At 56.1% G+C, this 24,978-nt stretch carries 24 protein-coding genes; 15 read left to right on the plus strand and 9 right to left on the minus strand.

Going from position 1 to position 24,978, the window contains the following annotated elements; genetic code table 11:
- Positions 1-63 precede the first annotated feature (63 nt).
- Positions 64-1,128 carry a sugar phosphate isomerase/epimerase family protein gene (locus PH7735_RS04475; RefSeq protein ID WP_058310094.1) on the plus strand — a complete coding sequence of 355 codons (1,065 nt, stop codon included), beginning with the start codon at positions 64-66 and terminating at the stop codon, positions 1,126-1,128.
- Positions 1,125-2,273, plus strand: a complete 1,149-nt coding sequence (locus PH7735_RS04480) for a Gfo/Idh/MocA family protein (protein ID WP_058310095.1) — start codon at positions 1,125-1,127, stop codon at positions 2,271-2,273. Before PH7735_RS04475 ends, PH7735_RS04480 begins: the two co-directional genes overlap by 4 nt.
- A gap of 47 nt (positions 2,274-2,320) precedes the next feature.
- Here PH7735_RS04480 and PH7735_RS04485 read toward each other — a convergent pair whose 3' ends face one another.
- From PH7735_RS04485 to xylF, 4 genes are all read right to left on the minus strand, one after another.
- Positions 2,321-3,253 (minus strand): glucokinase, encoded by a 933-nt coding sequence (locus tag PH7735_RS04485; protein ID WP_058310096.1) that lies wholly within the window; start codon positions 3,251-3,253, stop codon positions 2,321-2,323.
- Positions 3,254-3,275: 22 nt separating this feature from the next.
- Entirely contained in the window at positions 3,276-4,028 is a 753-nt protein-coding gene (locus tag PH7735_RS04490; RefSeq protein ID WP_058310097.1) for an ATP-binding cassette domain-containing protein, read from the minus strand.
- On the minus strand, positions 4,028-5,329 hold the full coding sequence (locus PH7735_RS04495) for a sugar ABC transporter permease (RefSeq protein WP_058310098.1): 1,302 nt from the start codon (positions 5,327-5,329) through the stop codon (positions 4,028-4,030). The genes PH7735_RS04490 and PH7735_RS04495 overlap by 1 nt, the downstream gene beginning before the upstream one ends.
- A 69-nt stretch (positions 5,330-5,398) precedes the next feature.
- On the minus strand, positions 5,399-6,424 hold the full coding sequence (gene xylF / locus PH7735_RS04500) for a D-xylose ABC transporter substrate-binding protein (RefSeq protein WP_058310099.1): 1,026 nt from the start codon (positions 6,422-6,424) through the stop codon (positions 5,399-5,401).
- 185 nt (positions 6,425-6,609) lie between these two features.
- Between xylF and PH7735_RS04505 the strand changes: the two genes are divergently transcribed.
- Both PH7735_RS04505 and PH7735_RS04510 read left to right on the plus strand, forming a co-directional pair.
- On the plus strand, positions 6,610-7,821 hold the full coding sequence (locus PH7735_RS04505; protein WP_058310100.1) for an ROK family transcriptional regulator: 1,212 nt from the start codon (positions 6,610-6,612) through the stop codon (positions 7,819-7,821).
- Entirely contained in the window at positions 7,811-9,352 is a 1,542-nt protein-coding gene (locus tag PH7735_RS04510) for a CRTAC1 family protein (RefSeq protein ID WP_058310101.1), read from the plus strand. The genes PH7735_RS04505 and PH7735_RS04510 overlap by 11 nt, the downstream gene beginning before the upstream one ends.
- Here the strand turns inward: PH7735_RS04510 and PH7735_RS04515 are convergent.
- The 5 genes from PH7735_RS04515 to PH7735_RS04535 form a co-directional block, all read right to left on the minus strand.
- A complete protein-coding gene (locus tag PH7735_RS04515) occupies positions 9,346-10,668 on the minus strand; it encodes a cytochrome-c peroxidase (RefSeq protein WP_058310102.1) in 1,323 nt (440 codons plus the stop codon). The genes PH7735_RS04510 and PH7735_RS04515 overlap by 7 nt on opposite strands.
- Positions 10,656-11,645, minus strand: a complete 990-nt coding sequence (locus PH7735_RS04520) for an aldose epimerase family protein (RefSeq protein WP_058310103.1) — start codon at positions 11,643-11,645, stop codon at positions 10,656-10,658. The genes PH7735_RS04515 and PH7735_RS04520 overlap by 13 nt, the downstream gene beginning before the upstream one ends.
- Before the next feature lies 1 nt (position 11,646).
- On the minus strand, positions 11,647-12,951 hold the full coding sequence (gene xylA, locus PH7735_RS04525) for a xylose isomerase (RefSeq protein ID WP_058310104.1): 1,305 nt from the start codon (positions 12,949-12,951) through the stop codon (positions 11,647-11,649).
- Positions 12,948-14,402: a xylulokinase gene (gene xylB / locus PH7735_RS04530; protein WP_058310105.1), complete on the minus strand. Its 1,455-nt coding sequence runs from the start codon at positions 14,400-14,402 to the stop codon at positions 12,948-12,950. The genes xylA and xylB overlap by 4 nt, the downstream gene beginning before the upstream one ends.
- Positions 14,403-14,720: 318 nt before the next feature.
- Positions 14,721-15,755, minus strand: coding sequence for a LacI family DNA-binding transcriptional regulator (locus tag PH7735_RS04535; RefSeq protein WP_058311143.1), 1,035 nt, complete (start codon positions 15,753-15,755; stop codon positions 14,721-14,723).
- A gap of 160 nt (positions 15,756-15,915) precedes the next feature.
- Here PH7735_RS04535 and PH7735_RS20790 point away from each other — a divergent pair, with 160 nt between their 5' ends.
- The 11 genes from PH7735_RS20790 (at position 15,916) to PH7735_RS04585 (ending at position 24,977) form a co-directional block, all read left to right on the plus strand.
- Positions 15,916-16,092, plus strand: a complete 177-nt coding sequence (locus tag PH7735_RS20790; protein WP_199534968.1) for a hypothetical protein — start codon at positions 15,916-15,918, stop codon at positions 16,090-16,092.
- A gap of 33 nt (positions 16,093-16,125) precedes the next feature.
- Positions 16,126-17,274: a TRAP transporter substrate-binding protein gene (locus PH7735_RS04540; protein ID WP_058310106.1), complete on the plus strand. Its 1,149-nt coding sequence runs from the start codon at positions 16,126-16,128 to the stop codon at positions 17,272-17,274.
- A 97-nt stretch (positions 17,275-17,371) separates the two neighbouring features.
- A complete protein-coding gene (locus tag PH7735_RS04545; protein ID WP_058310107.1) occupies positions 17,372-17,884 on the plus strand; it encodes a TRAP transporter small permease in 513 nt (170 codons plus the stop codon).
- A gap of 11 nt (positions 17,885-17,895) precedes the next feature.
- Positions 17,896-19,224: a TRAP transporter large permease gene (locus tag PH7735_RS04550; protein WP_058310108.1), complete on the plus strand. Its 1,329-nt coding sequence runs from the start codon at positions 17,896-17,898 to the stop codon at positions 19,222-19,224.
- 11 nt (positions 19,225-19,235) lie between these two features.
- On the plus strand, positions 19,236-20,543 hold the full coding sequence (hisD, locus tag PH7735_RS04555) for a histidinol dehydrogenase (RefSeq protein ID WP_058310109.1): 1,308 nt from the start codon (positions 19,236-19,238) through the stop codon (positions 20,541-20,543).
- On the plus strand, positions 20,536-21,297 hold the full coding sequence (locus tag PH7735_RS04560) for an SDR family NAD(P)-dependent oxidoreductase (RefSeq protein WP_058310110.1): 762 nt from the start codon (positions 20,536-20,538) through the stop codon (positions 21,295-21,297). Before hisD ends, PH7735_RS04560 begins: the two co-directional genes overlap by 8 nt.
- The gene (locus PH7735_RS04565; protein WP_058310111.1) at positions 21,294-22,292 is read left to right on the plus strand and encodes a zinc-dependent alcohol dehydrogenase; all 999 of its coding nucleotides are present in this window, start codon (positions 21,294-21,296) and stop codon (positions 22,290-22,292) included. The genes PH7735_RS04560 and PH7735_RS04565 overlap by 4 nt, the downstream gene beginning before the upstream one ends.
- A 3-nt stretch (positions 22,293-22,295) precedes the next feature.
- Positions 22,296-22,700 carry a universal stress protein gene (locus PH7735_RS04570; RefSeq protein ID WP_058310112.1) on the plus strand — a complete coding sequence of 135 codons (405 nt, stop codon included), beginning with the start codon at positions 22,296-22,298 and terminating at the stop codon, positions 22,698-22,700.
- Positions 22,701-22,728: 28 nt separating this feature from the next.
- Complete coding sequence (locus PH7735_RS04575; protein WP_058310113.1) at positions 22,729-23,235, plus strand: decarboxylase; 507 nt, start codon at positions 22,729-22,731, stop codon at positions 23,233-23,235.
- Entirely contained in the window at positions 23,232-23,786 is a 555-nt protein-coding gene (gene comE / locus PH7735_RS04580) for a sulfopyruvate decarboxylase subunit beta (protein ID WP_058310114.1), read from the plus strand. Before PH7735_RS04575 ends, comE begins: the two co-directional genes overlap by 4 nt.
- Positions 23,787-23,795: 9 nt before the next feature.
- On the plus strand, positions 23,796-24,977 hold the full coding sequence (locus PH7735_RS04585; protein WP_082645126.1) for an alpha-hydroxy acid oxidase: 1,182 nt from the start codon (positions 23,796-23,798) through the stop codon (positions 24,975-24,977).
- The last annotated feature ends 1 nt before the right edge of the window (position 24,978 follow it).

Raw genomic sequence — 24,978 nt, forward strand, 5'->3', positions numbered from 1 at the left:
AGTTGAAACTGTGCATCGGGAAAGAGGCGCGTTTGCCTCTTTCCCACATTGGAGGATGAATTCATGAAAAACCTTAAAGGTCCGGCTCTGTTTCTGGCTCAATTCGCGGGAGATGACGCGCCATTCAACAGCTGGAACAGCATTACAAAATGGGCTGCGGACTGCGGCTACAAAGGGGTCCAGATCCCAAGCTGGGATGAGCGTATCTTTGATCTGGGCAAGGCCGCGAGTTCACGATCCTATTGTGAGGAACTTGTCGGGGTCGCGCGCGAAAACGGCGTTGAGATTACCGAGCTTTCGACCCATCTTCAGGGACAGCTGGTCGCGGTGCATCCGGCATATGACACAGCGTTTGACGGGTTTGCGGCACCTCAGGTGCGGGGCAATCCCAAAGCGCGACAGGCATGGGCCGTAGAGCAGGTCAAACTGGCCATCACGGCAAGCTATAACCTTGGCATCGGGGCACACGCGACATTTTCAGGAGCGTTGGCCTGGCCTTATCTTTACCCGTGGCCCCAGCGCCCGCCGGGATTGGTTGAAGCGGCCTTTGATGAGCTGGCCGCGCGATGGCGCCCTATTCTGGATCACGCCGACACGATGGGCGTGGATGTGTGTTATGAAATTCACCCTGGTGAAGATCTTCATGACGGGGTGACGTTCGAAATGTTTCTGGAACGGGTCGGCAACCATCCACGTGCCAATATGCTCTATGATCCATCGCATTATGTCCTGCAGTGTCTGGATTATCTTGACAATATTGACATCTACAAAGACCGGATCAAAATGTTTCACGTCAAAGATGCCGAGTTCAATCCAACCGGGCGACAGGGCGTTTATTCAGGATATCAATCTTGGGTGGATCGCGCGGGACGGTTCCGGTCGCTTGGCGACGGGCAGGTCGATTTCGGAGCGATCTTTTCCAAGATGGCTGCCAATGATTTTGACGGCTGGGCTGTTGTGGAATGGGAATGCTGCCTGAAACATCCCGAAGACGGCGCCCGCGAAGGGGCGCAGTTTGTCAAAGACCACATTATCCGCGTGACCGAAAAAGCCTTTGATGACTTTGCCGACGGCGGCACGGATGACGCGGCCAATAGCAGAATGCTTGGGCTGGAGGTGGGTTCATGACCGGGCAGGGACCTCTCAAACTGGGTATGGTGGGCGGTGGCAATGATGCCTTTATCGGCGCGGTCCACCGCATTGCCGCGCGTATCGATGGCGAGTTCACGCTTGTGGCGGGGGCGTTGTCGTCTACGCCGGAACGGGCGCAGGCCTCTGGCGCGGCTTTGGGGCTGGCAGAAGACCGCATTTATGACGACTTCAAAGCGATGGCGATCCGCGAGGCTCGCCTGAAAGAGGGGATAGATGCCGTGGCAATCGTGACGCCGAACCACATGCACTATCCCGCTGCCCGCGAGTTCCTGAAACGTGGCATCCACGTTATCTGTGACAAGCCTTTGACGGCGACATTGAGCGAAGCCAAAAAGCTGGTCAAGGCAGCACAAGAATCCGAAGCGTTGTTTGTTCTGACACACAATTACACCGGATATCCCATGATCCGTCAGGCCCGCCAGATGATTGCCGAAGGTGCCTTGGGGGATCTTCGCGTGGTGCAGGCCGAATATCCGCAGGACTGGTTGACCGAAGCGGAAGAGGCCCAAGACAACAAACAGGCCGAGTGGCGTACCGATCCCGCGCGATCGGGGGCCGGTGGGTGTGTCGGGGATATCGGCACGCATGCGTTCAACTTGTTGAGCTTTGTGACAGGTCTGAAAACAGAGAGCCTTGCCGCCGATCTGCAAACCTTTGTGCCTGGCAGGCGGTTGGACGACAATGTGCATGTGATGATGCGGTTCAACGGTGGGGCACGCGGCATGCTGTGGTCCAGTCAGGTCGCCCCCGGAAATGAAAACGCTTTGAAGCTTCGCGTTTACGGCTCCAAGGGGGGATTGGAGTGGGCGCAAGAGGATCCGAACTATTTGTGGTTCACCCCGTTTGGAGAGCCAAAGCGCCTGCTGACGCGCGGCGGGGTCGGCGCCACGGGTGTTGCCGAGCGCCTGACGCGCACACCGGGAGGGCACCCCGAAGGGTATCTGGAAGGGTTCGCAAATATCTATAGCGAGGCGGCGACGGCCATACGTGCCAAAAACGCCGGTGATCACATTCCGGCCGACCTTCATTTCCCAACTGTGGAAGACGGTTTGGCGGGCGTGCAGTTCATTGACGCCTGTGTCAGGTCGTCAAACCGAAATGGTGCCTGGACATCGTTTTAAGTGAACGTTGAAGAAAAAGGGGCTCGCCTTGGATGGCGGGCCCCATTTTATGTGGAGTGTTGGTCCAGCAAGACCCGCAAACACCCTTGCAAGGCGGCGGCGTCGTCTTCGATCAGGGAAATCGGGATTTCTGACAGGTCGGCAACGCGGACCGCGCCAGACAGATAGGTTTGCAGAAAGGTGTCAAAGCTGGCTTGGGTCAAAATGCTGCGTGCGACACTGCCTGCGAAAACCAAACCAGCGCGCGGCATATACTGATAGATCAATTGACGGCTCAAGAGACCAAGAACCCTTGCAAACAAAAGCGCTGAGGTTTCTGCGTCAGGGTCAGACTGCGCGCCAAATCGTGTCATAATTTCGCGGCTTGAAAGCTTTTTTCCGCTAACGCCATGATACATGCGCTCAAACCCCGAACCACAAAGCCAGTCTTCGACACGGGTGAAATCCGCGACTTGTGGCCCAAGGATGTCGCGCAGCGCCTGCCAGACCGTGATCGGCAGGGCGGCGTGGCCCAATTCGGCCTCGAAAGCGATTGTTTTGCCATCATCCGTGCGCTTGGAGAGGCTGACGTTGAACCCGGTTCCAATGCCAACAACAAGGCTTTGCGTCGCAGACGCCGCTGCGCCGGGGCCGCCAAGGTGCGTCATCTCCAAAGAGGGAAGTGCGTGGCTGAGTGCCGAAAGGTCATTTACCAACAGAACCCGATCCGTGCCGAGTTTGCATTGTAATTTAGCGCTTTCAAAAACCCAGTCGCGATTGGTCAAAGACGCACGGGTTGCACCGACGGGACCTGCAATTGCAAGACATACGTCGGCAATGCTCTGCGTGCCGAGTTCAGGCAGATAGAGGTCCAAGACGTCTTCGAACTTTGAAAATCCGGCATTATCGAAATGGCGCTGGGTGCCATGGCGCACACCTGTGTGATCCGCCAACGCAAGGCGCGTGTTCGTCCCTCCGATGTCGCCCACCAGATAGGTCATTCTACCATTCCTTTTCGCGGGTCTAACATTCAACGCCTTCGGGTTTCTTGCCCAGAATAATCATGCCCAACAGGTCGTCATCTGTGACATCGTCGACATCGACAACCCCGACAAGTTTTCCGTTTTTCATCACGCTGGCCCGATCACAAAGATGCATCACGTCGTGAATGTCGTGGCTGATCAGGAAAATTCCGATGCCTTCCGCTTTAAGTTGCTCGATCAATTCCGAAACCATTTTTGTTTCATGGGGACCGAGCGCAGCCGTCGGTTCGTCCATGATCAGGATCTTGGCATTGAAATAGACCGCGCGTGCAATCGCAACGGATTGGCGCTGACCACCTGACAGGGCAGATACCGGCTCGCTGAACTTTTGAAAGTTCGGATTGAGCCGTGCCATAATCTTGCGCGTTTCCGCTTCCATGGCATCGTCATCGACCAGACCGAAAGGGGTCACAAGCTCGCGCCCGAGGAACAGGTTTGAGGCCGCATCCAGATTGTCGGCCAAGGCCAGTGTCTGATAGATCGTTTCTATCTGATGTGCGCGTGCGTCACGCGGATTGTTAATCTCGACTTTATTGCCATTAATCAGGATTTCACCGCTGTCGGCCTGATAGGCCCCCGATAAGATCTTGATCAGAGTGGATTTTCCGGCACCGTTGTGCCCCAGAAGACCCACAACCTCGCCGGGGTGAAGATCGACGCTCACATGGTCGACAGCATGGACCCCCCCGAAGGAGATACAGATGTCGCGCATTTCAACAAGAGGAGAGGTCATCAGGCAGCTCCAGTCCGTTTACGATAGATGATGTCGATAAGAACGGCCAACACAAGGACCGCGCCCACCACGATGTTTTGCAAAGGGGCGTCCACGCCAACCATGGCCATGCCAGACTGCAATGACTGCATGATCAAAGCGCCGAGAATGGCACCGTGGATGGTGCCAACGCCACCAGCCAGCGCCGTTCCGCCAATGACCGCTGCTGCGATGACGCGCAATTCGTCCAGTGTACCAATGTCGTTCGAGTGGTTGGTCAACCGGGCAGAGGCGACAACCGCCGACAGGGCGCAAAGTGCCCCCATCAGGGCGAAAATCTTGACCGTCAACAGGCGTGTGTTGATCCCCGAAAGTTCGGCGGCGTCCGGATTGCCTCCGGTTGCGAAAATATAGCGCCCCAAACGTGTGCGCTGGGCCACGATGGTCATGCCGATTGCAATCGCCACCAGCACGAGAACCGAAATCGGAATGCCGTAGGCTTGGGTAAAGCCCTCTGGCATGACTTCGCCGCTGGCCTCAAACATGCGCTGGAGTTTGCGCGTGGGCACGTCATAGGCATTCAGTGTCGCCACAAAACCCAAGATGGCTGTGGCTGCAATGCCGGCCAGTGCGAATTCTGCCCACAAAGGTTTGACGGCAAACCCGTGTTTCACCTTGTTGCGCCGTGCGTTGTAAAGGCCGAACAGCGCGACGGCGGTGGCAATCACGCCAACAATCCAGGATCCTGATGCACCAAGCGTGCCATTGATCCCGCCGAATTTTTGAAAAGTGGGGTCCAGAGGACCGATGGTTTTGCCGCTGGTCAGGTACCACGCGACATTGCGCCAGACCAGCAGGCCGCCAAGTGTGACGATAAAGGCGGGAATGGTCAGATATCCCACCAGAAAGCCGTGGAACGCCCCGATTGTGGTGCCGGCGATCACACCAACAAGAATTGTGATCCACGGGGTCAGGGCATTGTCAAAACCTAGGCCAAGCCAATGTGGCAAAAGCTGTGTTTGCATCATCGCCATGATCGCCGAACAGGTCGCAAGCAAAGCTCCGACGCTAAGATCGATATGGCGGGTCACGATCACGAAAACCATGCCCGTGGCCATGATCGCAACGGAAACGGTCTGGATCGTGAGGTTGAAAATATTCCGCGGGGTGAGAAAGCGCCCGCCGGTTGCGATATCAAAACCAACGCAAAGGATGACAAAGGCGCCGACCATGCCCAACAGGCGCAAGTCGATTTCCAGTGTTTGAAAGAAACCGCGTTTTTTCTTGTCGAGTGATGTGTCTGGAGTGTCTGTCTGGGACATGGGAATACCCTGTCAAAAGAGGTTGTTAAAGCTTTCGTCCCGAACGGGCCGGGACGAAAGCAAGTCACATTAGTTGCAAGGCGCAGGGCCACTGGAAACACCCTGACACAGGGCGTCTTTGGTGATCCAACCCGCATCTACAACAGCAGACAGGTTGTCTTTGGTGACTGGAACAGGGGCCAGGAATTTGGCTGTCATGGCCGTGCCAGCAGGAGAGGTCCAGCTGCCTGCGCCGTCGACGTCACCCATGGCGCTTCCACCTGCCAAAGCGACGGCAATTTCGCCAGCAGCCTTGCCCAGTTCACGGGCGTCTTTCCAGACAGATACGGTTTGATGTCCCTTTGCCACGCGGTTCAAGGCAGCATGATCGCCGTCCTGACCGGATACAGGAATGCCTTCCATGCCCTGTGCCGTCAGAGCCGCCACAACGCCACCGGCGGTGCCGTCGTTCGAAGCGACAACAGCGTCAACGCCGTTGTTTGTTGCGGTCAGGATTTGTTCCATGTTGCGCTGGGCGTTGGCGGGCAGCCAGCCGTCTGTATAGGCTTCTCCGACGATTTCGATGTCACCTGCGTCAATTGCGGCCTGAATGATTTCTTGCTGGCCACCGCGCAGGAAGTCTGCGTTTGGATCTGTCGGAGACCCTTTGATCATGACATAGCGGCCTTTGGGCATTTCCGAAAACACGGCGCGGGCCTGCATGCGTCCGACTTCGACATTGTCGAACGTCAGATAGAAGGCACGCGGGTCTTCAATCAGGCGGTCATATCCAACGACCGGAACACCTTCGTCTGACGCTGCCTGTACCGCTGGTCCAATGGCCTGTGCGTCTTGTGCCAGAATGATCAGAGCATCTGCGCCTTGTGCGATCAGGCTTTCAACATCCGACAGTTGTTTGGATGCCGAGCTTTGCGCATCCGAAGAGATGTACGTGGCGCCGGCGGCATCAAGCGCCGATTTGATCGCGGCCTCATCTGTTTTCCAGCGCTCTTCCTGAAAATTGGACCAGCTTACTCCGACAACCAGACTGTCGGCGAAAGCGGTTCCTCCCAAAAGCGTGCTGAAGACGACTGCAGCAGTGGTAAATAGTTTCATGATCTTCCTCCCTAGAATTCGTTGCCCGGCCCCCAAATGATGGTTCGGGGGCGGGCGGCCTCAGTGTTACCTAAATAAATTTGCAAATCAAATTAAATCAAATAGACTGGTGTTAAGGCCATATTCACGGCACGTTGAGGGGTGAATTTGGCTTTGAAGAACTGCGGTTATTTTTGGGGTAAGCTATGGAAAAAACTAAGCTAATACCGAGCGAGATCCGCAGAAGTGGCAGGCGTGCCTTGTTGGCCGAGATCCGGCGCTACAAAAAAATTCCACGGATCGATCTTTCCGAATCAACGGGAATCAGCCGCGCCACGGTGACGACAATCACCGCCGACCTTTTGAAAGAGGGGTTGATCGAAGAGGTGCGTTCAGAGACGCCCGAGAAGGACCTGCGGCGCGGGCGTCCCAAGGTGGATTTGAAAATTCGCGGCGCGGCCCATCATGTTGTGGGCATCAAGATTGCCAACAAGTCGCTGTCGACCGTTCTTCATGATTTCGAGGGAATCCAGATCGCCGACCATGAAGTCGCTCTTGAAGAAAGCGTGTTTGAGGCGGACGCCCTTGCGGATGAGGTTTCGAAGGCCATCGAAGGCTTAACGTCCACAGCGGGTTTGAGCGCAGAGGAGGTCTCCGGCGTTGGTGTCGGGATCGCAGGAACTGTGGATGCCTTGCAAGGGTTTGTGTACTGGTCGCCTTCGCTGCATCAGCGCAACGTGGAACTGGGGCAGGTTCTTGAGGATCGCCTTGGGGTGCCAGTTTTTCTGGACAACGATGCGAACCTTGTTGCTGTTGCCGAGCGCGCCTTTGGCTTGGCGAAAGAGAATTCCGATTTCATTGTCATCACGATCGAAAGCGGTGTTGGCATGGGCATCGTGATTGGCAATGAATTGTATCGCGGTAATCGCGGGTGCGGCGCCGAGTTGGGACATACCAAGGTGCAATTGGACGGCGCATTGTGTCGATGTGGCCAGCGCGGGTGCCTCGAAGCATATGTTGCGGACTATGCCCTGCTGCGCGAAGCCGGCATTTCCGGCAGGCACAAATCGGTATCCAAGGTCGAAGACCTTCTGAGCGCGGCGCGAGACGGCGATTCCGTCGCAAAGTCGATCGTGGATCGGGCCGGCCGTATGTTTGCCATGGGATTGGCCAATATCGTCAACATTTTCGACCCCGAACTGATCATTCTTTCCGGAGAGCAGATGCACTCAGATCACCTCTATGCGTCAGAGGTCATTGACGCGATGCGCAATTCTGTCGTGCACATCGACAAACCCGGACCAGAAGTTGTGATCCACAAATGGGGGGATCTGATGTGGGCGCGCGGCGCGGCGGCGTTTGCCTTGGACGAGGTGTCCGAAATCGCGATCACCGGACATCGTGAAAATGCGCAATAGCGGTTTGGTTCTGGGGGCGGTGTTCTGTGCGTCGACAGGCACGGCCGATCCACGGTTCGTGGCGCAAACGGTGCCAGAGCATGTCTATGATGGCGGTTGGGAGCATTATGTTGGCGGTGGACTGGCGGTTTTCGACTGTAACGGGGACACCCGCCCGGATATTTTTGCTGCGGGTGGAGAGAACGTCGCCCAATTGATGCGCAACACCTCTGAGGATGGGCGCGATCTGACGTTTCAGGCCGAGACCTCTGCGAATTTGGCCATGACGGGGGTGATCGGGGCCTATCCTTTTGATTTTGACAGTGATGGCATTGTCGATTTGGCGGTTATGCGCGTGGATGAAAATCGTCTGATGCGCGGGCTTGGAGGATGCACCTTCGAAACTTTCGCGCCAGACTGGTTTGATGGCGGGAAGAGTTGGACAACCGCCTTTTCTGCCACTTGGGAGCAGGGGCAAGACCGGCCGACATTTGCCTTTGGGAACTATGTTGACAGGACAGATCCCGATGGCCCCTTTGGAACCTGTGACCAAAACTGGCTGTATCGTCCAAAAGGCGACGGTTACGATGTAACCCCTTTGGAGCCAGCCCACTGTCCGCTTTCCATGTTGTTTAGCGATTGGAACCGCAAGGGGCGCGCGGACCTGCGGATCAGCAATGACCGCCATTATTATGTGACGGGCGGGCAAGAACAGCTTTGGGCGATGGAAAACACCCCACGGCTCTATACCGAGGCGGACGGCTGGAAACCCTATGCCCTCTGGGGCATGGGAATTGCGTCTCGTGATCTGGACTTCGATGGCGCGCCAGAGGTGTATTTGACCTCAATGGGGGATCAACGCCTTCAACGCATGGCGGGCAACAACCGCCCCCAATGGGACGACGCGCCTTATGAGGCGGGCGCCACGGCGCATCGGCCCTATGCAGGGGGGGACGGACGGCCGTCAACCGGATGGCACGTGAGTTTTGGGGATGTGCAAAACGATGGGCTGGACGATATCTTTGTTGCCAAGGGCAATGTCGAACAGATGCCGGGTAGTGCTATGGAGGACCCCAACAACCTGCTTCTCCAGACCCGTGACGGCACATTTGTCGAGGCTGGTTTGCAAGGCAGTCTAGATAGCCTTCATCGCGGACGCGGGGCTGCACTTGTGGATTTTAACAACGATGGTCTTTTGGACGTCGCGGTGGTCAACAGACGCGCGCCTTTGGAGGTTTTTCGAAATATCACGGAAAACACAGGGAACTGGATCTCTATTCGCCTGCAACAACCTGCCCCGAACAGAGATGCGGTGGGGGCCTTTATCGAAGTACGTGTTCAAGGCAAAACCATCACGCGAGAGGTCTATGTCGGCGGGGGGCACGCGGGGGGCGTTTCCGGTCCAGAGCATTTTGGCCTTGGCAAGGCTGAGGCAGTGCAGGCTCGCGTCATCTGGCCCGATCAGGAAAAAAGCGACTGGTTTGACGTCTCGGTAAACCAACGGGTGTCCGTGCAACGCGGGGCGCTTGGCCCGCAGATCGACAGCTATTGATCGACGGGCAGGCCGCTTGGAACCTTTTTGGGAATGCCCAGCCGTCCCGCAAGGCTTTGATCGTCTTTCAGCGTTTTCAGAAATGCAATGATTTCGGATACTTCGTCGTTACTCAGCTTTTGTGCAGGCAGCTCGTTGGCCTTTGCGATGGCGTCACGTTCGACCGTATCCTGCATCAGCTTGTTATCCGTCTCGAATGACATCTTGGGCCAGGTCGCATTCGAAATGGAGTAATTCTCTAGTGCCTCAACAGGTGACAGGTGGTGGCGGATGACAGCCTCAAGCGAGGAATAGGCGCCGCTATGTCCGTAGGGGCCGGTTTCCGTCACGTTGCGCAATGAAGGCGTTCGGAATTTATAGGCGTCGACCGGATGTCCCGTGACGCGCATGCGCCCTGTGTCACGCTGGTGGCGTTCAAACCGCGCGGCCTTGCCCGGGCCGATCTGGGGCATGGCGATGGCATGGAACCCCTGATCTGTCTGGAAAATACCCGAGTGGCAAGAATCGCATCCAGCTTTGCCATAGAACAACGACATGCCCGCCATGGCTTTGTCTGGCAACGGTGTGCCCTGTCTCAAGTGCAGGTCAAAGGGGCTTTGATCCGCCCGCCATTCAAACGCCATGAAATCAGCGATGACATTGGCGATATCGGTAAACGCCACAGGCCGGGATGATCCGTATACCTTTTTAAACATCTGCTTGTAGGTATCGATGTTATCGACGCGCGCAGACAGGATGGCCCATGCCCCGTTTTCGCCAGTGAGAAATCCCTGTCGCACGGCCTTGGCCACGTCATTCTCTGAATAATGACCAGCCATCTCATCCCCTGACAACACGGGAAACATCGCCTGCGCCGCAAGCGCGGATTTGAAGCCTTTTTCCATTTCGGCCCCCAGAGGGGTGCGAATACCAGAGGGGCGGGACGGGTCTTGTTCCAGTCGGCCATCATGGAAAAAGCGGGTAAACTCTGTAGCCCCCAAATTGAATAAAGAGGGCGCGTTTCTTGGAATGCGTTGTTCCGGTACATTTTCCGGATCTGGTCTTCGGTCTGGCCCAAGTCCAAGACCTCCATCACCAAGGCCGAGAGAAACACCATCCGACGTGGCAAAACGTGGATGATGGCAGGTCGCACATGACACGGTTTTGCTGCCGCTCAGAATCGGGTCATAGAATAACAGCTGGCCAAGTTTCACGGCCTCCATCTTGACCGGCGGAAACCGGGTTTCGGGATCGGGCAGTGGGCCGGTCATCCCGCCAGAAGGTACAAGACCTGTCACAAAAAGCACGGCAAGGATCATTGGGGTCACTCTGCGCATATGCTCACCTTGAGAAGTTGCCGGTAAGGATGGTCCGGAGTGACAATCGTCTTTGGGAATGCAGGGATGTTGACCGCGTTTGGATATCCCTGTGGTTCAAGACACAGACCGTAAAAAGGCGCATGTGTTTGTTCGGACAGGGGCGGATGCCAGGATTGCAGTTTGCTGGCGGTATAAAATTGAAGACAGGGTTGGTCGGTTTCCAGCCTAAGTGAAAGGCCATTGGGCGCTGTCACCTTGGCCGCACAGGGCGACGCGTGCGATAGAACGAAATTTTGATCGTAGCCCAACGCCGAGGGATCTGCGGTCACAAGCTCTTTAGGAGAGGTGAAGTCATATCGCGTTCCCGAAACGGTCTGTGTTTGTCCGTTTGCGATGTTCTGACTGTCTGTCTGTGTGATACTTTCGGCGGCAAGGCAAAGACGGTGGCGGGTGATGTCTTCGCTTCCTCCCATGAGATTATAATACGAATGCTGTGCCAGATTTATGGGGGTGGGACGGTCTACCTTTGCCCGCATGTCATAGGTCAGGGTGTTTCCAGCAAGCGAGATTGTGACTTCAAAATCCACTCGCCCCGGAAACCCTTGATCCCCATGCTCAGAGCGCAAATTTAGCTGAACAGCCTTGTCACCGTCCGGCGACATCTCCCAAAGGCGTTTGCCAATGCCCAATGGGCCGCCGTGCAAGCAATGGTCGCCTTCATTGGCCACAAGATCGAACCGTTCGCCATCGATCGCAAAGGATGCGTTTTCAATACGGTTTGCCACCCGCCCCGCAATCGGCCCCAGAAAGTTGGGGTTATGCAAATAATCTTGCGGTGACGCGTATCCCAGAACAACCGGTATGTGTTCCCCGCCCAAGGGAACGCGCCAGTCCTGCGTGATGCATCCCAGATTGAGGATAGACACCGAAACGTCACCATCCGACAGACGGTGACGTTTGACGCTATCTCTCTCAAGGCTGGCTCGTGCCCCCATATCAGACGAAACGATTGACGTAGTTTTCCAGAATCTCCTGACGTCCCGATGTGGGCTGGGGATTGATTTGACCGGAATGCACCTGATTAAAGATCGCGCTCAGGTCGCTGTCCAGCATCTCTTTTGCCGATGCGCTGTCCCAACCGGAATACCGTGCGGCCAGTGCCTTGTCCAAACCACCATCTTCGATCATGGCAGCTGCGGCTTTGAACCCGCGGGCACAGATATCCATCCCGCCAATATGGGCCGCGACAAGGTCTTCGGCGTCCAGAGACTGGCGGCGCAATTTGGCATCAAAGTTGGTGCCGCCCGTCGAGAAGCCGCCATCTTTCAGGATGTGATAATAGGCCAGCGCGACCTCGGGTGTGTTGTTGGGAAACTGGTCTGTGTCCCATCCGGACTGATAATCGTTCCGGTTCATGTCGATTGACCCCAGCACCCCAAGGGCCGCCGCCGTTGCGATCTCGTGCTCGAATGAATGGCCCGCCAGAATGGCATGCCCCTGTTCGAGGTTCAGTTTGACCTCATTCTCGAGCCCGTATTTTTGCAGGAACCCGTAACAGGTGGCCGCGTCATAGTCATATTGGTGCTTGGAGGGTTCTTGCGGCTTTGGCTCGACAAGGATCGTGCCTTTGAAGCCAATCTTGTGTTTGTAGTCGACCACCATATTGAGGAACCGGCCCATGTGGTCCAGTTCGCGGCCCATATCGGTGTTGAGAAGCGTTTCGTACCCTTCACGACCGCCCCACAACACATAGTTTTCACCGTTCAGACGATGGGTTGCATCCATGCAGGTTTTCACCGTCGCAGCGGAATAGGCAAAGATATCTGGGTCCGGGTTCGTCGATGCACCGGACATCCAGCGCCGGTGGCTGAACATATTGGCGGTGCCCCACAGCAGTTTGATCTTCCGCGATGACATCTTTTCTTCGAAATAATCGATGATGGTTTCAAAGTTCGAAAGAGAGGCCGCAAAACTGTCGCCTTCAGGCCGAATGTCTGCGTCGTGCCAGCAGAAATAGGGCTGGCCCAGAATGTCGAACAAATCAAACGCTGCATCTGCTTTGGTTTTGGCCCGCCCGATATCATCCTGGGGATGCCAAGGGCGCTCGAACGTTTGCCCGCCAAACGGGTCGCCGCCTTCCCACGCAAAAGAATGCCAATACGCAACGGCAAAGCGAAGATGCTCCTCCATGCGTTTTCCCATGATCACTTCATCAGGGTTATAGTGGCGGAACGCCAGCGGTGATGTGCTGTCTGGTCCTTCATAGGCGATCGGATCGATCCCATGGAAAAAGTTGCTCATGCGTGGTCCCCCCTCAACTTCGGATATAGGTTTTTGAAAGAAGCGTAGGCTTCTTCATATGCATCAACCAAATCGGCCCGTGGCGCGATTGTGGTTGAAATGTTTGGTTTGGTCATGACGTCCTCGGCGCGTGCGCCGGTAACCCCGCAAATAGCGAGACGTGCTGCGCCCAATGCAGCGCCGAACTCGCCTTGTTCCGGTATCTCAAGTGGCAGGTTCAGAACCGTCGCAATCAGTTCAAGCCAATAGGCAGACCGCGAACCGCCCCCTATGGCGATGGCACTGTCCAGCCGCGCGCCGGTCGATTTCAACGCTTCGAGATTGTCTCGAAGGGCAAAGGAAACCCCTTCCAGAACCGCGCGTGTCAGGTCCTGTTGCGAGGTGTTGATATCCAACCCGATCAACGCGCCGCGGATTGCGCTATCGTTGTGGGGGGTGCGTTCGCCAGACAGATACGGCAAGAACTGCACCTTGCCGGGCGCTTCCAGCGAGGTGCCAAGGGTCTGGGTCAGATGTGCCGGGTCTTCCTGAAGTGTGCGTGACAGCCAGTTAAGACTGTCTGTTGCAGCAAGAATGACCCCCATCTGATACCATTTCTGGGGCACCGCATGGCAAAACGTGTGTACGGCGCTTGCGGGCTGTGGGGCAAAGCTGTCGCGCGCAGCCAAAAGAACCCCGGATGTGCCCAATGAGACAAACCCGTCTCCTTCGATCAAGGCGCCAATGCCACATGCGGCGGCGGCGTTGTCTCCGGCACCGGCTGCGACCTCGACAGTTGAAGGAAGCTCCAGCTCTGATGCGAGATCCGGACGCAGTGTGCCGACAATATCCGTCCCCTCGAAAAGTTGGGGCATCTGGTCTTCGCGCATGTTGCTTGCGGAAAGCAGGGTTTCGGACCAACTGCGTTTGCCTACATCAAGCCAAGACGTGCCGGCACTGTCCGACATGTCAGATGTCAGGTTCCCGGTCAGCCAGAATGTAAGGAAATCCTTTGGCAGAAGGACCGTTTCGACCTGTGCAAAGATCTGTGCCTCATGATCTGCGATCCAGGCCAGTTTGGGCGCGGTGAATCCCGGAAAAACGCTGTTTCCGCTTAGGTCGCGGACACTTGGGGTGTCATCTAGCAGTGCGGCTTGATCTGCGCTGCGGGTGTCGTTCCACATGATGCAAGGGCGCAGGACGGCAGCGTCCTTTCCAAGAAGCGTTGCACCGTGCATGTGACCCGAACAGGCCACGCCGCGCAGGTGGGCCATCGCTTTGGGGGCCTGCGCCTTGAGGTCAAGCAAAACCTCTTTGCAGGCTGCGATCCAATCGGCAGGGTCCTGTTCGCTCCAACCGGGCAGGGGGTGTTGAGTGTCATACTCCGTTTCGCTTGAGGCAATGACATTTTGGGCCTCATCGACCAACAGGCCACGAAGCCCGGAAGTGCCAAGATCGAGTCCAACAAACATGACCGGTCGTCCCATATTACCAACTTAGTGAATAAATTTTAGACACAAACTAAATAAGAAATCAATCACTGGATTCGTCGGTTTGTCTTCCGGCCTTCGCTGACGGAATACGCAAGAACCCCAGTGAAGCAGCCACCTTGAGGTTTGAAGATGTTAGGCGAGAGACTGAAATCAACCTGCTTGAACAGCGGATTTTCTGCTACGGGTTCACATAAATTATTCTTTTATAATAACAGGTTGGCGCGTTCTAGTGTGCCAGATTGAATTTAGACACAAAGGCATTTTCGTCTTCATCGCCCCACACCGGCGCGAGGGGATCTAATCTCTCGGCGGTGCCAATGAATCGCGGATTTGCAAAGACGTCTCGATCAGGATTTTCATGTTGGTGTCTTTGTCGTTCACCATGTCGATCAGCAATATGGCGGCCTCTTTGCCCATCCGGCGGTGGGGGACATGAACGGTGGTCAATGTCGGAGACGAGATCTTGGCAATCTCGATATCATCAAATCCGGTGACAGACAGATCGTCAGGAATGCGCAGCCCCATTTCTTTCGCCCGTGCAATTGCCCCAACTGCGAGAACGTCGTTGCCGCACATCACGACCGTGGGGCGATCCGGGAGGCCCAGAACTTTTTCCAAGGCGGCACCGCCTTCGTCGATGCCGTAGGTGGTTTCGAGAATTGAAAGCTGCTCTGCGGGGATGTCTGCTTCGGCCATCGCCGCATGGATGCCTCTGAGGCGTTCACTGGCTCTGTCGTTGTCATGTACGGCTGCAGTGATGGTGGCAATACGCCTGTGGCCCATCGCAATCACTTGCTCCGCCAAGGACTTCATTGCGGTGAAATTGTCAAAACCAACTGTCGGCACCACGGCGTCCTGATCAAACACCCATGCAACAACGGCAGGAATCCCCTGACGCCTTAGAAAGTCGTATATTTTCGGGTCGCGATTGTACCCGATCAGGAACAAAGCATCGGCGCCACGCGAAACCAGTGAGCGGATTTGTTCTTCTTCCGTGTCGGCCTGATAAGACGACGATGCCACCAGAAGGGTGATGCCATTTCGGCCCAGTTCTTCCTGAAAGGCTTGCAAGCCCCGCGCAAAAATCGCGTTCTCCATGGTCGGAATAATGGCGCCGATTGTGTTGGTTCGTTTGGCTGCCAGCGCCCGAGCGTTAAAGTTTGGCGTGTACCCCAATTCTCGTACTGCGTTCAGTACCTTGGTTCTGGTTTTTTCGACAACACGCTCGGGAGAATTCAGGCAACGAGACACCGTCGCGGTCGACACTTTTGCGTGCCGCGCGACATCTGCAAGGGTGGGATTTCGTTCGGTGGGTGTGTCGTCTCTGTTCATTGCTGCGAGTTTTACCGCGTTTTCCCAAACGCTGCACTTCAAATTTTGCAATTGGCGGATTGAAAGTTGGGTGAAAAATGTAAGCGCTTGCACAAGTGTCGTGCAAGCGCTTACATTGACGGGGCGAATCAGGATTTTCACCGTCTTTCCGGAGATACACATGCTTTTGACCCTTTCCGTTGTGCTGTTCGGTGCCTTTGGCACCAACGTGGTTTTAGGGTCGATGGGACTGGGAGGGTTCCTTGGGGATGTGTCTGAAATGCTGACCTTGCTTGCCGCTTCGATCTTTTTCGTAGCGGCGATTTTGCAAAAAGAAGCCGCGGAAAAAAATAAATAACAGACGCGCTGAACAGTCCAACTGGAGGAAAACATGAATCGGAATAACAAAGATCTTGCGTCGGCCGAGCGCCGTAATTTTTTGAAACTTGCCGGAACGGGAAGCTTTACCGCAGCTTTGGTTGCCGGTGCCGCGGGGACACTCTGGTCCACCGAAGCAGCCGCACAAACCAACAAAGAAGAACGTGAGCGCGAAAAGGCAGCGGATCATGTCATGACATTGGCAACGGCCTATGTTCTGGGGGCGACGCGCAGCTATCCGATCATGCAGCTGGACCTGAAAGAGAACATTCAAAACGCAACCAACGGCAAAGTGTACGTGAAACTGGCACCCGGCGGACAGCTTGGCGCTGGTGGCGCACTGGTGCAGAAGGTGCAGGGCGGCACCATTCAGGCGGCACAACACTCGTTGTCAAACTTTGCGCCATTCGCGTCGACCGTCGATCTGATCAACATGCCGTATCTCTGTGGGTCAAACCAGCGTTTCACAAACCTTGTGAACTCTGACCACTGGAAAACAGAAGTGCACCCCAAAGTCGAAGCGGCAGGCTTCAAAGCCCTGTTTTATGTCAACATTGACCCGCGTGTCGTCGCCGTGCGCAAAGGCGGCGCAGGGGCAGTTCTAAGCCCGTCTGACCTCTCAGGTGTCAAATTCCGCGTGCCCGGATCGAAAATGCTCCAGCAATATTATCGTATGGTTGGTGCGAACCCCACGCCGGTTGCTTGGGGCGAAACTCCTTCGGCCATCAAACAAGGCGTCGCGGACGCGCTTGATCCATCGGTTGGCGCATTGTTCGTCTTTGGTTTCAAGGACATCCTGAGCCACGTCACCTTCACACAGGCGGTTCCGGATAGCCAAGTCTATTCCTGTAACCTTGAATGGTTCAACAGCCTGCCTGCAGACGTGCAAGAAGGCGTGATGTGGGGATCGGAAATGACGGCACATCAGAACCTCTCCAAAGTTCCCTCAGCGCGTGCTTTTGCCATGTCCGAGTTGGCAAAGTCCGGCGTTCAGTTCCATTCGCTAAGCGATGATCAATTGGGAGAATGGAAAGCGGCAGGTGGATACCAGCGCCCCGAATGGGACGAGTTCAAGAAAGAACTGGCTGGTTCAATGGATGCCTTTGCCAAACTGGAAGAGGCGGCCGGAACGCAAGGCCAATACTACGTGCACGACGCATAGGACGGGTTGTGAGAGCCCGATTGCGGGCTCTCATCCTTTCCGCAGTCGGCGTCGCAAGTGACGCCGATTTCCTTACCCTTTTACATCGGGGCGCGTGATGAATTTCCTGAAAAAAGTGGACCAGAATGCCGAACGCTGGCTGCTCTTGGTCTTTTATGTGATGCTTGTCATCACGATGGCCGTCGAGGTGCTGCGGCGCGAAATATTTTCATACTCTTCCATCTGGGGAGAGGAAATCGTGCGTTATTCCTTTATCTATCTTGCATGGATAGGGGCCTCTGCGGCGGTGAAAGAACGGGCCCACATCCGCATTGATGTTCTGCTTCATTACCTTGGTCCCAAGGTCAAAGCGCTTGTCTATATCTTTGGTGATCTCGTGATGTTCGCGGTTGCTCTCGTGGCGCTGTACTGGTCTTTCGAAACCGTTCTTGTTTCCGCAAAATTCGGGTCTGTGACCGACGGGTTGCGCATTTCCAAAGTGTGGTTTCTTGCGGCGGTCCCTTTGGGTTTTTCTCTCATGATCTTCCGTCTCGTGCAGTCCTTGTTGCGTGACCTTCGATCCCTTCGTGACGGCACACCCGTCTACGAAGGTGACAAACTGTTTGATTGAAGGACGAACAAATGCTCTGGAATAATCTTCAACAAACGGTCGAACTGGGCTGGGATTTCTATCTTCCGGTGATCCTTTTTGTCGGCCTTATCGCCATGGCCGTGCCGGTTTGGGCATCGATCGGATCTGCCGCAATTCTCATGCTTGTCATGTCGGGGGATTTGCCCCTGAGCCTTGTCGGCGAAAGCCTGTTTTCGGGGATTGATGCATTTGCCCTGACGGCGGTGCCTTTGTTCATCCTCACAGGGGATGTGCTGGTTCGCACCGGTCTCAGCCGCAAGTTTCTCAACGTCGCCGAAGCCTTGACCTGCTGGGCAAAAGGGGGCTTTGGGTCCGCGACGGTTCTGGTGTGCGGCATGTTCGCTGCGATCTCGGGGTCCGATGCGGCGGGGGCTGCGGCGGTTGGCCGGATGACAATTGCACGACTGGTCGAAAGCGGCTACCCGCGCCCCTATGCCTGTGCCTTGGTTGCGGCGGGGGCCTGTACCGGCATCCTTATTCCGCCGTCGATTGCCTATATCATCATTGGCCTCGTGCTGGGCATATCGGCATCAACACTATTTCTTGCGGCCCTGATCCCGGGGTTGGCCATCCTGATTGCGATCCTCGTGACAAATATCGTGGTCAACCGGATCTATGGGTATGAGGGCGGTGGCAATCTGTCGTTCGGTGAGTGGTTCACCAATCTGCGCCGGGCGCTGGCCTCTGACTGGTATGCCTTTATCGTGCCCGGTATCATCTTTTACGGTATCTTTTCCGGGCGCCTGACCCCGACCGAGGCGGGTGCGACAGCGGTCGTCGTTACGATCATCATGGGCTTCTTGCTTGGCACGCTGAAACTGTCGGATTTCCCGGCAATGCTGGTCAGTTCTGCCAAGGTAAACGGGATCATCCTGCCGATCATCGCCTTCTCTGCCCCCCTGGCCGAGGCGCTGGCAATCATGGGTGTACCGCAAGGGTTTGTGACAGCGGTAACGTCTCTGACCGAAGACCCCTATGTTTTGATCCTGCTGATGATCGGCATCCTGATTGCGGCTGGCTGTGTGATGGAAACCACGCCAAACATCGTGATCCTTGCGCCGATCCTGAAACCGTTGGCCGACAACATCGGCATGAACGAAATCCAGTTCTGCATCATGATGATTACGGCGTTGGGGGTGGGGTTCATCACGCCGCCGCTTGGGCTGAACCTGTTTGTTGTTTCCGGCATCACGGGCGAGTCGATCCTCAAGATTGCTGCGCGCGCCGTTCCCTTCGTCTTCTTCATGCTTCTGGTTGTTCTGCTGATCGCCTATGTGCCCGCGATTTCAACAACCTTGCTTCCTGATATCTACAAATAGGACCAATTATTATGGCTCGTAACTACCTGAAAAAGGCCAAGTTGACCTCAAAATCCGATGCATCAGACGTGCATGACACCGTGGTGAAAATCCTTGCAGACATCGAAGAAGGCGGGGATGCCGCCGCGCTGCAATATGCGGCAAAGTTTGACAATTACGATGGCAATGTCCTGCTCACTGCGGAAGAGATCGAAGCAGCGTGTGCATTGGTGCCAGACAGGTTGAAAGCGGATATTCAGTTCGCCCATGACAATGTAAAGCGCTTTGCCGAGATGCAGAAATCCACCGTGGCCGATGTGGAATACGAGGTGGTTCCGGGACTCACAGCAGGACAAAAGGCGATACCTGTCGATGCTGCTGGTTGTTACGCACCGGGGGGGCGTTACAGCCACGTTGCAAGCGCGATCATGACAGTGACGACGGCCAAGGTGGCGGGATGCAAACACATCACCGCATGTTCGCCGCCGCGTCCCGGTGTCGGGATCGCGCCTGCAATTGTCTATGCGGCGCATATCTGCGGCGCAGACAAGATTATGGCCATGGGCGGTGTGCAAGGGGTCGCGGCCATGACCTTTGGTCTGTTCGGGCTTCCCAAAGCCAATATTCTGGTTGGCCCGGGCAATCAGTTTGTCGCCGAAGCCAAACGGATTTTGTTTGGCCGCGTTGGCATTGATATGATCGCAGGCCCCACAGATAGCCTTATTCTGGCAGATAAGTCGGCCGATCCGCACATCGTTGCGACCGATCTCGTGAGTCAGGCCGAGCACGGCTATAACTCACCTGTCTGGCTGGTCACGGACACGCGCGCATTGGCCGAGGATGTGATGGCTCGTGTGCCTGCTCTGATCGAGGATCTGCCGGAAGTGAACCGCGAGAATGCAGCGGCCGCCTGGCGCGACTATGCCGAGGTGATCGTGTGTTCCGATCGCGAGGAAATGGCGGCAACCTCCGACGATTATGCGCCGGAACATCTGACGGTGCAGGCTGATGACCTTGAATGGTGGCTGGACCGGTTGACCTGCTATGGTTCTTTGTTCCTTGGGGAAGAAACAACGGTTTCTTACGGGGACAAGGCCGCAGGTACAAATCATGTGCTGCCTACATCGGGCGCGGCCAATTACACCGGCGGTTTGTCGGTACACAAATACATGAAAATCGTCACATGGCAGCGGGCCACCCGCGAAGGGTCAAAACCCGTGGCCGAAGCCACCGCGCGTATCTCAAGGCTCGAAGGTATGGAGGGGCACGCCCGCGCCGCGGATGTGCGTTTGGCAAAGTATTTTCCGGGTGAAACCTTTGATCTGACGGCCAATGGATAAAATGCACGATTTGTTTTCCGTAAAAGGCAAGGTTGCCTGTGTCACCGGCGCCAGTTCGGGCCTCGGGCGGCGTGCCGCAACGGTTCTGGCAGAGGCAGGGGCACTTGTGGTGGGCGTGGCCCGTCGCGCAGATGCGCTTGCTGATTGGCAGGCCGAAACCAACGGAGACACGCATGCCGTGGCCTGTGATATTTCGGATCGCGATGCGTTAGAGCCGTTGGCGACAGAGGTGTCGTCCCCGTTCGGGGCGCCGGATATCTTGATCCATGCGGCGGGGATAAATACGCGGCAGGTCGCAGATGAGGTCACGCCCGAAGGGTGGGACGTTACAGTTGGGTTAAACCTGACAGCGCCGTTTTTCCTGAGCCAACATCTGGTGCCAGCGATGAAGGCCAAAAACTGGGGCAGGATCGTCAATTTTGCATCTTTGCAAAGCACAAGGGCCTTCCCGGGAGGCATTGCATATGGCGCGACAAAAGCCGGCATCGCACAACTGACCCGTGCCATGGCAGAGGCGTGGTCCCCCTTTGGGATTACCGCCAACGCCGTTGGCCCCGGTTTTTTTCATACCGAACTGACTGCCGCCGTTTTTGAGGATCCGGCACGGGCCGCGACAAACGCCGCGCAGACCTGTATCGGGCGCAATGGTACGGTGAAGGACATGGATGGTCCTTTGCTGTTTTTGTGCTCTGACGCTTCGTCTTACGTGACGGGGCAGGTTCTCATGGTTGATGGAGGGTTTACAGCAAAATGAAGGCGTTGATCTATACCGGCCCCGAGGCGTTGAATTACGCCGATGTGCCTGATCCGGCGGTAAACCTGGAGGATCAGCTGATCCGCATCGCGCTTGTCGGGATTTGCGGGTCTGACATGCACGCCTTTTTGGGGCACGACAGCAGACGACCTGCGCCGTTGATCCTTGGTCACGAAGCTGCGGGCCATATCGAAGGCGGCCCTCGCGATGGTGAACGGGTGACACTGAACCCGCTTGTCACTTGCGGCAAATGTCCGGCCTGTGCGTCCGGCCGCGACAATCTGTGTCCGGAACGTCAAATCATCTCGATGCCCCCGCGCGAGGGCGGTTTTGCCGAACTGGTGGCCATGCCGGACAGAAATCTGGTCTCTGTCCCTGATGGAGTTCCCTTGTTCAAAGCAGCCTTGGCGGAACCCATTGCTTGCGGGTGGCACACTGTCCGGCTTGCGCTCGAGGCTCTGAAGGGATCACGCGACACGGCTTTGGTTCTGGGGGGCGGCGCGATTGGTCTCGGCACGGCACTCAGCCTTAAGGCACAGGGCGTTCACGATGTGACCATTGTTGAGCCGAACCCGGCACGGCGTGCGCACCTGGAGAATGCATGTGGGCAAACCGTGGTGACACAAGCGCCCGATGGCAAAACCTATGATCTGGTGGTGGATGGGGTTGGATTTGCCGCAACACGTGCGGTTGCCTCTGCCTGTGCGCGCCCCGGCGGTGTGATTGGCCACATCGGTCTGGGAGAAGACATGGGCGGTCTCGATATCAGGCGCCTCACTCTTCAGGAAATAAGCTTTATCGGGACCTATACCTATACCGCCGAAGACTTTCGCCAAACCGCCGAGGCGATTTTTGACGGAAGACTTGGCCCGCTGGATTGGCCCGAAATCCGCCCTTTGCGGGATGGTGCGAAGGCGTTTGCCGATATTCGAAACGGGGTTGTGGCGGCCCCCAAAATTCTGCTGCGCCCAGAAACCGCAGTCGAAAGGACCTGATCCATGTATCAAAAAATAATTATCGCGCTTTCTCTGGAGCATGGCTTTGCCGCGCAGGCCGTGGACACCGCCCGTCGTCTTGGTGGCGGAACGGCCGAGATCACCGCATTGCATGTTTATGAACCCCCAAGCGGATCGGTCAGCACCTATCTGGACGAAGAGGTGGTTCAAAAAGCCTATGACGATGCGAGGCAGCTTTTGAAGGAACGCTGTGGCAATGCGGATGACGTCACGCCCATGATTATCAAGGGACATTCGAGCCGCTCCATCACGGAATACGCTGCCGAAATCGGTGCCCACGCGATCATCGTCGGCTCTCACAAACCCGGGCTGCGCGATTATTTTTTAGGGACGACCGCTGCCCGTATCGTCCGTCACGCCTCATGCGCCGTTGTTGTGCTGCGCTAGTACTTCCTCTCACCAAAGGAGATCCTGTTTGTCTATTAACACGAAAATCGTTGATGATCTGGTCGCGAACGACATCAGCTTTGTCACCACTGTGCCTTGTAAACAATTGGCTGGCGTCATCGACGAAATCGATGCCCGCGCCGGAGTGATGCATGTTCCGTCCAACAAGGAAGACGAAGGCATGGGTCTTTGTGCCGGGGCATGGATGGGGGGCAAACGGCCCGCAATCATCATGCAGAACACGGCCATCGGGGTCACCATCAATACGCTGGCCACATTGATCCAGTACTACCGGATGCCGCTGCCTATGCTGATTTCATACAGGGGTGAATTGCGTGAACCGGTGGCCTGTCAGGTCGAAATGGCGGTGCATACCAAGGCGCTTTTGGCGCAGATGAATATCCCGACCTATCACTTCCACCATCAGTCTGATGCAGACGAACTGGACGCGATTTTGAAATATACTTTCATGTGCAACAAACCGGTCGCAATCCTGACCGATGCCAATTTCTGGGGAGGCTACGGCGACCAATGATCCGTTCTGATATCTTGAAAGACATCGCGCCCATTCTGCGGGACCAACTGGTGGTTTGTAACATCGGGTTGCCAAGCCAGGAGATGCATTTGATCGACGATCAACCCACCAACTTTTACATGTTGGGCACGATGGGATTGTCGTCGTCAATCGGGTTTGGTCTGGCATTGGCACAAGACAAAAAGGTGATCTCCATCGACGGGGACGGTTCGGTTCTGACGAATTTCGGCACCTTGCCAACGATTGCGAACAATGTGGCAGACAACTTTATTCTGCTGATCGTCGACAATGGAAGCTACGGATCAACCGGAGACCAGCCGACTTATGCAGGCAAGAAGACGTCGCTTGCAGCGGTGGCGCGGGCCTGTGGATGCGAAAATGTAGTCGAAGTGCAGGCGGAAGACACAGGCAAGGCCCTGCAAGACGCTCTTGATGGGGACAAGATGACGATCATTGTCGCCAAATGTGAAAGCGGCAATATCAAAGTGCCGGTCATCACCATGGATCCTGTCGTTATCCGCGACCGGTTTATGAAATCGGTTCAGGCCTAACCGCAAGCCATGGTTTTCGATAGCGATATCCATTCTGCGTCAGATGCGCGCCGGTTGGCGCGCAAACGCCTGCCTTGGATGGTGTTTGACTATATCGACGGGGCGGCAGGCACCGAACATGGCGCCGCCATGAGTGCGCAGGCGATGCAGGATATCCGGCTGATGCCGCGTGTTCTGCGCAATGTCAGCCAGCGCAATCTGTCCACCAATCTGATTGGCCAACCGGTGTCGCAACCATTCGGCATAAGCCCGATGGGCATGTGCAATCTTGCGGCCCCCGGTGCCGATCTGATGTTGGCAAATGTTGCTCGCGAAAACAGGGTGCCGCACGGGGTCTCTACGGTGGCCTCGACAAACATGGAAACGGTGCTGGATGCATCCGATGGCATGGCTTGGTTTCAACTCTATTTCAGCGGCGATGGAAGCGGCACGCTGAAACTTATAGAGCGCGCAAAACGGGCGGGATATGACACGCTGGTTCTAACGCTGGATGTGCCCGAAGTGGGGCGCCGCCCCCGAGAATTGCGCCACGGGTTCAAGATGCCTTTCCGCATTGGCCCAAGGAAATTCATAGACTTTGCCCTTCATCCCCGATGGTCGCTTGAGACCTTGTTCAAAGGGGCACCCGCGTTGGCCAATTTTGACGGAACCGACTTTGTGTTTGATCGCACCGAAAGTCGGGCCGCTGCTGACTGGAGCTATTTCGCCAAGTTGCGCGCGGCATGGCCGGGCAAGCTGGTTGTGAAGGGGGTTTTGGCCCCTGAAGATGCCTGCGCGCTCGTGGTGGCGGGGGCTGACGCCATCCAGGTGTCCAGCCACGGGTGCCGCCAGCTTGACAGCGCGCCCCCTGCAATTTTGGCGCTACGCGACATACGGGCGGCGGTTGGGCCGGATTTTCCCTTGTTCTATGACACGGGCATCAGATCCGGCGAAGACATTGTCAAAGCCTATGTGATGGGGGCGGATTTTGTGTTTCTGGGTCGGGTGTTGTTGTTTGCAATCGCCGCCGGCGGAGAGAAAGGGTTGCACAGGGTCTGGAACACTCTGGCAGAGGAAGTGAGCCTTGCGATGGCACAGCTTGGCGTGACGTCTATAGACGAACTGAAAAAAGCCGACTGTCTTTGGAGGCAGCAATCGCCGTCAGGTGTCACTGGTGATGCAAAGAGCCGCGTTGGAATTGAAAAGGTCTGAA

Origin of the sequence: Shimia thalassica (genome assembly GCF_001458215.1) — a bacterium.
GTDB classification, from domain to species: Bacteria; Pseudomonadota; Alphaproteobacteria; order Rhodobacterales; family Rhodobacteraceae; genus Shimia; species Shimia thalassica.

Excerpts from the sequence above, each read along its gene's own strand:
- comE (WP_058310114.1), top strand. The coding sequence starts at position 23,232 with ATGATCCGTTCTGATATCTTGAAAGACATCGCGCCCATTCTGCGGGAC.
- xylA (WP_058310104.1), bottom strand. The coding sequence starts at position 12,951 with ATGAGCAACTTTTTCCATGGGATCGATCCGATCGCCTATGAAGGACCA.
- PH7735_RS04485 (WP_058310096.1), bottom strand. The coding sequence starts at position 3,253 with ATGACCTATCTGGTGGGCGACATCGGAGGGACGAACACGCGCCTTGCG.
- PH7735_RS04540 (WP_058310106.1), top strand. The coding sequence starts at position 16,126 with ATGAATCGGAATAACAAAGATCTTGCGTCGGCCGAGCGCCGTAATTTT.
- PH7735_RS04545 (WP_058310107.1), top strand. The coding sequence starts at position 17,372 with ATGAATTTCCTGAAAAAAGTGGACCAGAATGCCGAACGCTGGCTGCTC.
- xylF (WP_058310099.1), bottom strand. The coding sequence starts at position 6,424 with ATGAAACTATTTACCACTGCTGCAGTCGTCTTCAGCACGCTTTTGGGA.
- PH7735_RS04565 (WP_058310111.1), top strand. The coding sequence starts at position 21,294 with ATGAAGGCGTTGATCTATACCGGCCCCGAGGCGTTGAATTACGCCGAT.
- PH7735_RS04550 (WP_058310108.1), top strand. The coding sequence starts at position 17,896 with ATGCTCTGGAATAATCTTCAACAAACGGTCGAACTGGGCTGGGATTTC.
- hisD (WP_058310109.1), top strand. The coding sequence starts at position 19,236 with ATGGCTCGTAACTACCTGAAAAAGGCCAAGTTGACCTCAAAATCCGAT.
- PH7735_RS04560 (WP_058310110.1), top strand. The coding sequence starts at position 20,536 with ATGGATAAAATGCACGATTTGTTTTCCGTAAAAGGCAAGGTTGCCTGT.
- PH7735_RS04585 (WP_082645126.1), top strand. The coding sequence starts at position 23,796 with ATGGTTTTCGATAGCGATATCCATTCTGCGTCAGATGCGCGCCGGTTG.
- PH7735_RS04510 (WP_058310101.1), top strand. The coding sequence starts at position 7,811 with ATGCGCAATAGCGGTTTGGTTCTGGGGGCGGTGTTCTGTGCGTCGACA.
- PH7735_RS04570 (WP_058310112.1), top strand. The coding sequence starts at position 22,296 with ATGTATCAAAAAATAATTATCGCGCTTTCTCTGGAGCATGGCTTTGCC.
- PH7735_RS04505 (WP_058310100.1), top strand. The coding sequence starts at position 6,610 with ATGGAAAAAACTAAGCTAATACCGAGCGAGATCCGCAGAAGTGGCAGG.
- PH7735_RS04480 (WP_058310095.1), top strand. The coding sequence starts at position 1,125 with ATGACCGGGCAGGGACCTCTCAAACTGGGTATGGTGGGCGGTGGCAAT.
- PH7735_RS04495 (WP_058310098.1), bottom strand. The coding sequence starts at position 5,329 with ATGTCCCAGACAGACACTCCAGACACATCACTCGACAAGAAAAAACGC.
- PH7735_RS04490 (WP_058310097.1), bottom strand. The coding sequence starts at position 4,028 with ATGACCTCTCCTCTTGTTGAAATGCGCGACATCTGTATCTCCTTCGGG.
- PH7735_RS04475 (WP_058310094.1), top strand. The coding sequence starts at position 64 with ATGAAAAACCTTAAAGGTCCGGCTCTGTTTCTGGCTCAATTCGCGGGA.
- xylB (WP_058310105.1), bottom strand. The coding sequence starts at position 14,402 with ATGTTTGTTGGACTCGATCTTGGCACTTCCGGGCTTCGTGGCCTGTTG.
- PH7735_RS20790 (WP_199534968.1), top strand. The coding sequence starts at position 15,916 with ATGCTTTTGACCCTTTCCGTTGTGCTGTTCGGTGCCTTTGGCACCAAC.
- PH7735_RS04535 (WP_058311143.1), bottom strand. The coding sequence starts at position 15,755 with ATGAACAGAGACGACACACCCACCGAACGAAATCCCACCCTTGCAGAT.
- PH7735_RS04520 (WP_058310103.1), bottom strand. The coding sequence starts at position 11,645 with ATGGGGGCACGAGCCAGCCTTGAGAGAGATAGCGTCAAACGTCACCGT.
- PH7735_RS04515 (WP_058310102.1), bottom strand. The coding sequence starts at position 10,668 with ATGCGCAGAGTGACCCCAATGATCCTTGCCGTGCTTTTTGTGACAGGT.